The 11,996-nt window shown below is 40.0% G+C and carries 5 protein-coding genes; all 5 read right to left on the bottom strand.

Annotation, left to right across the window (positions count from 1 at the left end; genetic code table 11):
* Positions 1 to 110: 110 nt before the first annotated feature.
* The 5 genes from D0817_RS21375 to D0817_RS21355 all read right to left on the bottom strand — a co-directional run bounded on the left by D0817_RS21375 (position 111) and on the right by D0817_RS21355 (position 11,864).
* Positions 111 to 3,635 (bottom strand): malectin domain-containing carbohydrate-binding protein, encoded by a 3,525-nt coding sequence (locus tag D0817_RS21375; protein WP_127340384.1) that lies wholly within the window; start codon positions 3,633 to 3,635, stop codon positions 111 to 113.
* Between the two features lie 188 nt (positions 3,636 to 3,823).
* Positions 3,824 to 6,550 (bottom strand): alpha-d-galacturonidase, encoded by a 2,727-nt coding sequence (locus D0817_RS21370; RefSeq protein WP_127340383.1) that lies wholly within the window; start codon positions 6,548 to 6,550, stop codon positions 3,824 to 3,826.
* A gap of 221 nt (positions 6,551 to 6,771) precedes the next feature.
* Complete coding sequence (locus D0817_RS21365; RefSeq protein WP_127340382.1) at positions 6,772 to 7,668, bottom strand: sugar phosphate isomerase/epimerase family protein; 897 nt, start codon at positions 7,666 to 7,668, stop codon at positions 6,772 to 6,774.
* A gap of 150 nt (positions 7,669 to 7,818) precedes the next feature.
* Entirely contained in the window at positions 7,819 to 8,964 is a 1,146-nt protein-coding gene (locus tag D0817_RS21360) for a sialidase family protein (RefSeq protein ID WP_127340381.1), read from the bottom strand.
* 143 nt (positions 8,965 to 9,107) lie between these two features.
* A complete protein-coding gene (locus D0817_RS21355) occupies positions 9,108 to 11,864 on the bottom strand; it encodes a glycoside hydrolase family 78 protein (RefSeq protein ID WP_127340380.1) in 2,757 nt (918 codons plus the stop codon).
* Positions 11,865 to 11,996 lie beyond the last annotated feature (132 nt).

Below are 11,996 nucleotides of genomic sequence, written 5' to 3'. Positions count from 1 at the left end.
GCACAAAGCAATGACAAACCAATAATTAATCTAAAATGAACTTACATCACTTATATGCTTCCATTTTTTTAAACCTCTGTATGAACCTTTGTCCCTTTGCACCTAATATCCTACTGAAACTCAAAATTATCCAATAACAGCCCTTTCAAATCTTCCCCTTCCAAAGTAATCTTATACGTTCCGGCATTAATATAGCCACCGGAAGTCGTATTTAAAACTTTCCATTTCTCCGGGGAAGGAAAAAATTCTATCGTATCATTTCGCATTAAAATACCATAGGCATCTTCCATCCTGAATTTTACTTTTAAAGGTGTCTCGTTTCTGTTCATAAAACGGAACCGCATTAAATAAATTCCCGCCACGCCCGGTTTTACTTCAAACTGAATGCTGTTGGGTGTCTTTTTCGTGAACTCAATATAATCCGCTTTTTTGAAATTTCCTTTTTCGATTCCGGTTCCGCTGCTTTTGGCGTTTTCGGCTTCAATAATTACAACCGGTCTGGAATCGTCTTTTTCGCCCATATCGTAAACAGGGACAACCGCCACTGAACTTATAGATTGAGAGTTATCAAAAAGAACTTTTTCGCCTTTTATTATTTTTTTAGTGAAAACTGAAAATTCAGTTCGATTACTGTTTTTAGCTTTTTCTTCTGTCTTTTTATAATCTGATAACGAAGCTGATTCTTTGATTTTACTTTCAACCAAAACAAAAACAACAGATTCTTCTTTAGCGGTAAACGAACCCTTATTGTTAGAATTTGCTGAAAACTGTAAATAATCTGCACCAAATAGTTCAGCCGGCAATTGGGTAAAAACAACATCAGAATCTGAAAATTGTCTTGAATTAATATCCAGCCACGAAGCTATTCTGTTCGTTTTATCATAAGAATCTAAAACCAGGTTCTGAATTTTTTTTGGAGATTGAGCTGCAGGTTTCTCAAATCTGTTTTTTGTTCCGATTGCAATTGCCGAAATAATCGCCTGTCCTGCTTTAACATTTGGAAATGAAATGATGATTTTTCCGTTTTTGCTTTTTACCACAAATGTTTTCTTTAAAGCCTTATCATGCCCGGCTTCAGCCCAAATGTCTAAATCCTTAAGAACGACATTCTCATTAATAGCGACATCAAACAAACGCCAGCCTTTGCAATCCATTCCGCCTCCGGTTCCGTACCAGGGTTCTGTAAAATATAATTCAACTAAATATTCTCCGTCTCCTACAGGAAATTCATAACGCAATTTATCAACTCCGTATCTAAAACTCTGAAATAATTCCGGGTCTTTTGTGCCGTTTATTGGATCGAAAGTCGTCCTTTGACTGGCATAAAAATCAGGCAGTTTTTCAAAATTATCCGTCCACGATAAAGAACCCCAGGTATCCACATCACTTTTATGTGTATCGGTAAACCAGGTATTTCCGGAGCTGTCTTTCATTTCAGAACCACCGCAATTTACTCTATAAATATAATTATACCCTTTTTTGCCTTTCGTAATATCTGCTTTATCAGAAGTTAAAGCATTTAAATCTGAAGCTTTGGGCAGCGTATTCAAAACCACATAATCTTTGGCAACAGCTTTACCGTTTACATAACCCACGGCGTACAAAACATTGTATTGAATGTTGACATTATTCCATTGAAAATGCTGTCCCAAACCCGGATTTTTCAATTTACCCAACGACACTTTGTTAACGTCATTGAATAATTCCACCTCATCACAATTCGAATAAACATCAATTCCGTTTTTGATTCCGGGCGTTTCCCAGCGGCCTGGCCAGGTATGCGAAACAATATACACCATTGGATTGGTCTTATTGGAAACATAATTGGCCCGATACATATAGTAGGCATCCAGAGGTTCACCCCAAATGGTAAAAAGGCCTTTGTAATTGACCGGCCCTACTTTATCCATATCCCTGAATCCTTCACCATTCTGAACACGTCCCGGGTTTTCATGGGAAGCAAAAAGCCAGTTGAACTGTCCTGCAATTTTATCTTTTACCGATTCGGCTTCGCGGACTTTGATTTCCATTAATTGCGAAAACCTGTTTTCACTGTGAATGCCTTGTTGGTCAAACGGCCCTTCGGTATGTAAATCTGCCGTTCGCCACGCACCATATTCCCCGTTCAGTAATTGCGTGCTCATTTCGAGATGGTATTTTAAAGGATCACCGCCATAGGTTCCGGACCAGTTTTGTACGACATTCCAGTCGGTACCTTCTCCGCCGTTACAGGTGGTAACGATACGCTGAGAAGCAGAAAGCGGATCCATTTCGCGTATGATTTTGGTACATTCCTCGGCAAAGGCTGCAGGAATTGTGCTTTCGTTCTGCAATCCCCACATGACGACAGAAGGACTGTTTCTGCGTTCCTTAATCCATTCTCTTAACAGGGTTTTGAAATTCTCTTTGAATTCGGGAGTATCGTACCAGATATGAGCCGAAAACTGACTCCAGAATAAAATTCCGCTTTCGTCTAATTCTTTTTGGTATTCTAAATTATGAGGCTGATGCGCTTCCCGGAAAGCATTAAATCCTGCAGCTTTAATTTGTTCGATTCGGGAATGGATCTGTTCTTTTGAAAAGGAATGACTGTTTCCGATCAGATGCTCGTATTCACAGGTTCCGTTGACAAATAAAGGTTCATCGTTGATATAAAAACGATTGTCTTTTCCGGTTCTGTTTACCGGCCAGCTTACCCAACGAATTCCGTAAGGGGTGGTGAGCTGGTCCATGATTTTTCCGTTTTCAGCAATTGTAGTGACCAATTGGTACAAGTACGGATTTCCCGGCGACCATAAATTAGGTTTTTCAATTTCAGGAAGTGTTAATGCAATTTCCTTACGTTCTCCTGAAGCACTTTGGGTTTCCGTTTTTACGGCACTGACTTTTTTTCCGGTTGCATCAAAAAGTGTATTTTCTATTGTCAGGTTTCGGACTGAAGTTCCGTAATTTTTGATTTCAGTTGTGGTAAGCAAAATGGCTTTTTCTTTCGAAACCGATGGATCGTTCCAGATATGAACACCGAAAGGTTCAATACGAACCTCATTGGTAATGACTAAAGAAACCGGCCTGAAAATCCCCATGGGCTGTGAACCTTCCGAAAATCCCCATTCTCCCGAACAGCCTCCGCAAACCCAGGGCAGATCGGCAATAAAGGAAGGATGGGAAGCCTTAACTACAATTAAATTTTCCTTATCCGTAAATACTTCTTTGGTAATATCGAGTGTAAAAGTGGTTCTACCTCCTTTATGTGCTCCGACTTTTTTTCCGTTTACCCAAACATCCGCATAAGAGCTGACGCCTTCAAAAAAAAGAAAAAGTTTTTTTCCAATTGCGGATTTGTCGAGTTTCAGCGTTTTTTTGTACCAGGCGGTTCCGTGTAAATTGCCGTGTTTTGTTCTTCTGTAACCATAATACTGATCCCAATTGTGCGGCACGTTGACCCGCTGCCATTTGGAATCAGTTTTTGGATTGTCTACAAACACATCTTCCTGAGTGGGAAGATGATCCAGGATTACGGTCTCCCAAGAGGCATTCAGCGAAACTTCTTTACGAAATTTTGCATCATTGCTTTGACTCCAAACAAAGCTGCTTCCTGAGAAAAACAAAAAAATAAAAATTACTACTCTCTTCATATTTTTTAAACCCTATAAGTGATATAAGGTCATTTAAGTTTTATTCTTTTCTATTCAGACCTGACAGGTTTGAATTAACAACGGGTTTGCGTGAGGGATGGCAGTGGAGCTCTTTTTTGAGGCGTTTTTTCGCCTTAAAAAAAGCGGGAACGTACAGCCCGACCTGGAGGGTCACGCCCAAAACATTCTTAATAAAACAACCAGTCGATTGCTGCTTTTTCTCCGGCATCGATATACCCTACATCACGCGGTGTTATGATTTGGTCTGCGGCTATAAATCCTAAAATCAATACGCGTCCTTTACCCAAATCCAGTTTATTTTCACCGGGCTGAAATGTGTAGGTATGAATATTTACACGTGGCAATTCTTTTAGGTTCATGGCACTTGCCAAAATTACTTCGGCCTGACCGTTTGCATTTCCGGCGGCATCTGTTTCTAAACTTGGGGGAAATAAAAATCGCTTCTGATCGGAATTAAAATAACCTACCACCAATTTCACGGCTTTTGTATTTTTGAATTTCAGGTGTGTCCCTTTTTCATTTTGTGCTGTTTCATCAAATGCAATTCCGTTTAAGTTTTGCAATTCAGGCGCTGTTTTGATAATCTCGGAAATCGGTGTTCCATACACTTTTGTTCCGTTTTTAACCGGATAAGTGGTTTTGTTTTCTCCCATTAATATGACCTCAGCGGTCTGCCAGGGCTTTCCTTCTTTAGTTACAATCTTGCCATCTTTAGATGCTTTTAACAGCTCCAGGTTTCTTTTAAAATTAACCAGTTCACGCTCGTAATGCGGCAATAGTTCTTCCCATGTTTTGTTATTTCCGTCATCGCCACCAATCGGAATACGGCGTTGTGCGGTCTGCATACTATTGGCGTACAAATACGTATCTTTTGTTAGACTGACCAATACTTCATATTGTCTGATGCTTTCCTCAAGATGGGGCAATGCTTTATCCAGATCTGAAATATCATTGGAATAGCTGTAACGCAAAACCAACATGGCTGCTTTTACTTTCTCTGAAAAGAAATCGGCAAAGGCTTTGTAGCAGTGCATATCATTTTTAAGGCGTAAAAACTCTTCTTTATCTTTGGTTACGCTGGCCTCGGCTTTGTCAATGGCTTCGGCAGCCAATTTCCCGTGCTGTGTAATTTCTGCAATAATCTGCGGAGGCGTTTCACCAACATGCGGTTCGTGATTCCATTCTTTTTTGGCATATTCTAAAAGCAGTTCTCCGACTGGGCCGCAAGATTCATGAAATCCCGGATACACGCGCCATTTTGCCGGATTGACCAATTGGCTTTCGAACATTCCCAGTAACAAGGTCTGGCGATTTCCTTCGGTAATTCCGAAGCGTCTTAAGGTTTTTGGCGCAATTTCTCCCGCTTCCTCGTATGCTTTTAAGATATTGTTTGCGGCTTCTGCATCTGTGCCGTATTTAGCTGCCAGATCTTTGTCCCAAAACTTAATCTCTTCGTTTCTGTCCCTTTTACTGTCCCAGGCATATCTTGACCAGGCTTTGTACCAGATCCAGTCACGATCCATTTCTAATAATCGTTTATCGGTTTTATCAGCGGTATAAGGCCAGTCCCAATACGAAGCCTGCGGATAAAGATGGATTGCATTGGCTCCGTGTGCACTGTGCATGGCTTTTACGGTTTTCTGAATGAAGTCCGGCGAACCGTAGCGGAAAGGTTCCAGATTGGCCAAAATATGAACGTTCTCAATATGAATAGATTTTAAAGCGCTTAGTTGTCTGTGCGTCTCTCCCCAGGGCCCTCCGGGAGTGTAAGTCGTCAGGGATTCTCCTGTGTATTTGCTTTCTGTGTACAGGTTTTTATACAACGGAAGCGCTTTTTCCATTACCAAAGGTCCGTCGGTATCATGGGAACGCAAAATAATAGGCGGCTCGTCTGTTCTTCCCAGTGCTTTTAGACCATCCTGAACTCCGGGAATAATCGTTTTGGTAAACCATTCTACGTCGTCATCAACTGTGTTTATAGCTTCTCCAAGACAAACCATTAGCCCCACATTTGGATATTTTTCGATAAATGCGGCGATTGATTTTCGGGTATAATCTGAAAGTAAAGGCGTAATAGGACGCGAACGATCCTGTGTTTTGATATTGTAATGCTCGGCAAAAGGTTTGGAGACAATAATATTATAAAACATCTGAATCACCCAGATTCCCCTTTTGTTGGCTTCTTCGGTCAGGAATTTATAGATCTCTTCGTTTTTTTTGAAATCTTCCTCGCTTACTTCAAGTGCAAACGGATATTCTTTTAGTTTTACCAAAGAAGCAAACGGATGTCCGTTCCATAAATATAAAGAGTTCATTCTGTTGTCGACCATCATGTCCAGATACTTCGTCCACAGTTTTTTATCATAAAACCACGGGAAAGTTTCCGGAGTATAAGGATATTCATAAACATCCCTGCCCGGAAGATAGGTTGTTTTTTGCATTCCGATACAAGCCCCTCTCAATACCATTTCCGGACTGTCTTCGATATTTATTGCTGAGGGAATTTCACCTCCGTTTTTAATACGATCTGCGAGTTCCATCGCACCGTACAAAGTACCACTAGCGTCTGTTCCTTCGATGTAAATTGTATTTTTTTGCGTACGAATCTGAAAGCCTTCTTTTTGGGTTAGCTTGCTGTCATCTATTTTGGAATTTTTGGAATTTTGTTTCCAGAAATCGGTTCCTTTTTCTCCAATAACAATAACTTTATCTTTTGAATTTTTAGCTGTTTTATCAGATGAAATTACTTTGAAGCCTTTTGCAGCTAACGTTTCAGATAATTTTTCAGCCCCAAACTGCGCTCTTGGCGATTTAGGATCGCTCACAACAATAACGTTTTGCGCTGTCGCGAAAGTCGTGTAAATGGTTAAAAAAAGTAAAGTAAAGTATTTCATTGCATTATTATTTATTAAACAATTTCGTCAGGTTTGTCATTTCAACGAAAGAGAAATCACACTCGTAATGGATCACTGAAAATTACCACTCTTTGTCGCGTTATGCGTGTGATCGCTAGTTTCCCGCGATGACAAAATGTGCTGTATTTTTGCCACAGATTAAAAGATTTCCACAGATTAGAAAAAAATCCTTTAATCACTTAATCTGTGGCAAAATAATTCTAATTCTGAAAAACGCGCTTGAGGTACGCCACATTTGCACCGTAATTGGCTTTTACGTTATGAACCTGCGTAACATCTCTGGAGCGTTCTACAATCAGCCAGCCGCTCCATTTCATTTCGTCGAGTGTTTTTTTAATTTCGGGCATATTAATCATCGTATCATTTTCAAGCCAAACTTTATCAGTGTTTGAAGCATGAATTTGTCCCAGATGTTTTTTGCCTAATATTTTTAATTCAGTTACAATATCTCTCCCGTTATCAGCCGCATTGGCGAAATTGAAAGAACTTTTGATATATTTAGAATCAATTTCTTCGAGTAATTTTTTCTCTGCGGCAGCATCTAATGAAGTTTCAATGGCAATCACTCCTCTTATTTTGCCTACCTGTTTTCCGGCCCATTTTAATCTTTCTATAATTACAGGACGCAATTCCGGATTTTTAACCAAATCACTTTCTGTACCCAACGGAAGATAAGCAACTTTCACCTTCATGTTTTTCATTGCTTTGACGCAATCTTCGATCATTGGGACGATGGTTTCGCGTTTCGCAAAAGACTGCGCATAAAATCCGGACATGGCAATAGAACTTATTGCTACTCCTGATTCTTTCGATTTATCCAGGAACTTTTGTCTTTCTACGGGGTCGCCTAATTTGCTGTCAAAAGTCGGTCTGTTTCCGAGACCGCCCATATCGAGCTCGATTCCGTCTGCTTTTATTTCAGCAGCCAAACCAAAGGCGCCCAGTTTTTGTCTCTTTAAAATCATCCAGTCACAAACTGCCACTTTGTATTGTTGCGTGTTTTTGGATGATTGAGCCGTTGCGCAGCTATTGAAGGCTCCCGCAAAAGCAACTATAAAAAATAGTGCCGTTACTTTTATAAAACTCTTATTGCTCATTGTTGTGTTTTTTTTTAGCCACGAATTACACGAATTGCACTAATTTCTTTTGAATTTTTATTTCAATTTCAATTTCTCTAATTAACCACATATTAAATTACGGACAGAACATTCGTGAAAATTCGTGGAATTCGTGGCACCCCTTTAATTTTATTCTTCCTCCGCTTTTACCGCGGTTACGACTTTGTTTTCCTCTCCGGGCCAGATTCCGTTTTTGATTGGAATTGCTTTTAATTTAGCCGGATCGATTTTTACATATTTCAATTTTTCCCTTCTCCAGGTGTACACAATATGTACCATACCGTCAGAACTCTGGATTATAGACGGATATGAATACTGGCTGATTTTGGAATCTTCCAATACCAAAGCAGCCTTCCAGTGAATTCCGTCATCCGAAATGGAAACGTTTAAAGGCGTTCTTGGTCCTTTTGCTTCTGTTCCCGGTGGCAGCACGTGATTGTAAACTAATAAATGTTTACCATTTTTAAGGGTTACGGCATCGGTTCCTGAATTGTTATTGGGAAGACCAATTAGTGTCACATCAGACCATGTTTTTCCGTTATCTTTAGAAAATGTACTGAAAACAGCTCTGTTTCTGGTTCTTCCGATGGCCTGAATACTTCCGTCTTTATGAAACAGAATACTGGGCTGAATGGCATTTATCTTTTGTTTTCCTCTTGCTAAAGTATCGCCCATGACCCAGGTTTTTCCGAAATCGGGAGTAGATTCCATGCGAAGTCTCCAGCCGTCGCCTTCAATACTTGACGGACAAAGAAGTGTTCCGTTGCTTAATAAAACCGGTTTATTTTTGATAGGGCCTAAAAATCCGTCAGGCATTTTTTTCACCTCCGACCAGGTTTTTCCGTTATCTGATGAAGTTCGGATTACACCCCACCATTCCGAAGGTTTTGGGCCAATTTTGTAGAAAAGCATTAAATCTCCACCAGGAATTTGATATAAAACAGGATTCCATGTTGGCAATCTCGGGCCTTCTTTCATTACGCCGTCTGCTACCTGAACACCTACTCCCCATTTATCGCTGCCTTTTGGTTTTATGCTTACGTAAATGCAAACGTCGGGATGTCTTTCGTGCGTTCCTCCAAACCAGGATGCTACTAAATCCCCGTTTGTTGCTTCGACAATGGTTACCGCGTGACAAGACGGATAAGGCGCTTTGTCGTATATAAATTCATCTGTTAAAATCCCTTCTTTCCAGGTTTTCTTTTCCAAAGCAGATTTGCAGCTTCCCAAAAGAAACAGACAGGACATTACCAAAGTTATTTTTATGATTTTCATTCTTAGCTTTAATTTGAATTACAATTTTTGATCTTTACTGTATATCCAATAATTTTTTAGGCAAAATTATTTATTAAATGTAAAAATGACACTAATTTTTTAATGATGTGTCCTGTACTGTCCCGAATTATTTAAAATGCCGGTTATTTAACATTTAAAGTATAAAAACCTGATGGCAGTGTCAGCACCATATTCGTTTTTTCTGTCTTATAAGCAACGCCGGATTTGTCTAACTTTCGATTGTTTACCGTTATAGCAGACACGGCAGCCGATGGCAGGTAAACGACTGCTGTGGTATTAGCCGGAATCGTAATACTCCATTGCAACGTATTTTTATTTTTCTTCCAGCTGCTTTTTATAAGTCCGTGAACAGATTCACAGGAAGCATTTACATAGGTAAGGCCGCAATTGAAATCCGGTTTCATGATAAGCTGTTTGAAACCGGGAGTTTCAGGATTGCTTCTGATTCCGGCAATGTTTTCGTAATACCAGATCAATAAATCCCCTAACAACATGACGTGGTTCTGCGAATTCATTTTTGGATCGGCGGTATTTCCGTTCCATAATTCCCAAATGGTTGTCGCACCGTTTTTGGCCATATAGCCCCAACTCGGATAGGTATTATTTGACGCCAGCTTATACGACAAATCCGGTCTGCCGAATTGCGACAAAGTCCGCATTAAAAACTGGGTTCCGATGACTCCAGTGCTAATATGTCCTTTATAGGTTACCTCAACTTCCTGTACAATATTTTCAAATACTTTTGACTGAAGGTTTTCAGGCACCATCCCAAATGCTAACGGAAGCAGGTTTGCCGTTACTGTATTATTGGCGTATGTATTGGTTTTTGAATTGAAAAATTTAGCGTTGAATGCCAATTTTATTCGTTGCGAAAGTGCTTCATAATAAGGAATGTCTTCATTTCCGGAGCCATTAAGTGCCGCAAACTTTTTCATTTTTTGCAGCAGGTGATAATAAAAGGCGCTCGCAATCAGTTCGCCGTTTGTTGTTCGTGCAGAATCTTTAGCATGAATTAATTCCAAAGACTCCGGCGGAACACACCAGTCGCCGTATTTGTCTTTGGTCATTAGATCTTTCACCAAATAATTCTGCTCCATGTACACCACCCACTTTTTCATGGACGAATAGTGTTTTTCGATTACTTTTTTATCGCCGAATTGTTGGTACAACATATCGGCGACCGTAATATAAGTGCCCGGCCAGGTGACATTATCTCCATAATAACGCCAGAAGGCGGGTGCCACATCCGGAATTCCGCCATCGGCAGTTTGTGCATTTTTAATATCGTCCAGCCATTTGGCGTACAAAGTCTGATTATCAAACAGGAAACTTTCACCATAAGCTCCGGTCGTTCTGTCTCCCAACCAGGGCTGACGTTCGTTTCGCTGCGGACAATCGATGGGCATTCCTTTATAATTTCCTCTGATTCCCCAGTAGGCATTTTTAAAAATCTGATTCATTGTTGCATCGGAAGATTCAAATGTCCCCGTTGTTTTAATGTCATCGTACACCACTTTGCCCACAAAATTATCGACCGTTGGTTTTGTCGGAAATCCTGAAACCTCAACAAATCTAAATCCGTGGAAAATAAAAGTGGGTTCCCAGATTTCTTCGCCTTCTCCTTTTAAGATATAATGATCGGTTGTTCTGGCATCGCGTAAATTTTCAATATACAACGATCCGTCTGCCTGCAAGGACTCTGCAAATTTCATTTTAATTGTATCGCCGCTTTTTCCTTTTACTTTCAGCTGCAGCCAGCCGACCATATTCTGGCCCATGTCTAAAATATAGGTTCCTTTTGGAGTCTGTTTGATGGAAACGGGTTTTACTTCATCAATTATTTTCATATTGGGCGTCATTTGTGCTTCGTAAAATCCGCCTGGCTCCTGAACGTATTCGGCAGTTAACCAGTTTTTATCGTTATAATCAATGGTATTCCAGCCTTTTAATTCCCTGCGTGCATCATAGTCTTCGCCGTCATATTCGTTATTTGATACGATAGGCCCGTTTGTGGTTATTTTCCACGAATCGTCTGTTCTGATAATATCCTTAGTCCCGTCTGTATATTCGACAAACAATTGCAGCGCCATTTTAGGGTAGCCGAAAGTTTTGATCTTATACGGTTTGTAATCCTGGCGCATCGTAAAAAACCGTCCGTTTCCTAAAATGGTTCCCAGCATATTTTTTCCTTCTTTTAATTGGGAAGTGACATCAAAAACATTGTATTTTATATTTTTTGTATAATCTGTAGGCACGGGTGCCAAAACCTGATTTCCTATTTTAGTGCCATTAATATACAATTCATACATTCCCAGACCCATTAAATATACTTTCGCGCTTTTAATTTGTTTTTTCAGGTTGATTTCTTTTCTGAGATAGCGGGCAGATAATCGCGAATACTGCGAAATGCTGTCCCCCGGAGAAGTTTTTTCATAGCCAATCCATCGCGTTGATTTCCAGTCAGCATAATTTAAAATTCCAATACTAAAATGCGCAATATCTTTCGATAGAATTTCGCCTTTATTGGTCCAGACGATCGCCTTCCAAAATACATTCCCGCGGTCGTTTAGCTTTTTTCCGTTATACATAATATTGAGTGACTCATCACTTTCAACCTTTCTGCTATCCCACAAATCTGCCTTACCGGAATTTAAGTTTTCTAAAGTTGACGCGGCAATAATCTGATAGGCGGTTTGTTGCACATCGTTAACCTCTGCTGCTATCTGCCAGCTTAATCGGGGCTGCAGTACATCAATACCTTCCGGATTGTCGAGCATTTCGCATTGCAGATTGATAACATCGATATTATTCTGGGCTTTCGCCGGAAAGGAAATCAGTGTTATGAGGATGAATGTTATTTGTAAAAAAAACTTTTTCATGATTTTATTTTAAGATTCTTTGCTATTTTTTCCCGCAGACTGAGCAGATTCATTTTTATTTTCTCTAGTTTGTTATTTCGAAGAAAGAGAATCTGACAAAGTAAAGACGTAAAGTACGTCGCTCTTCTGATG

The sequence above is a fragment of the Flavobacterium cupreum genome (assembly GCF_003996965.1).
Classification (GTDB): domain Bacteria; phylum Bacteroidota; class Bacteroidia; order Flavobacteriales; family Flavobacteriaceae; genus Flavobacterium; species Flavobacterium cupreum.
This window is presented reverse-complemented; position numbering and strand designations above follow the sequence as displayed.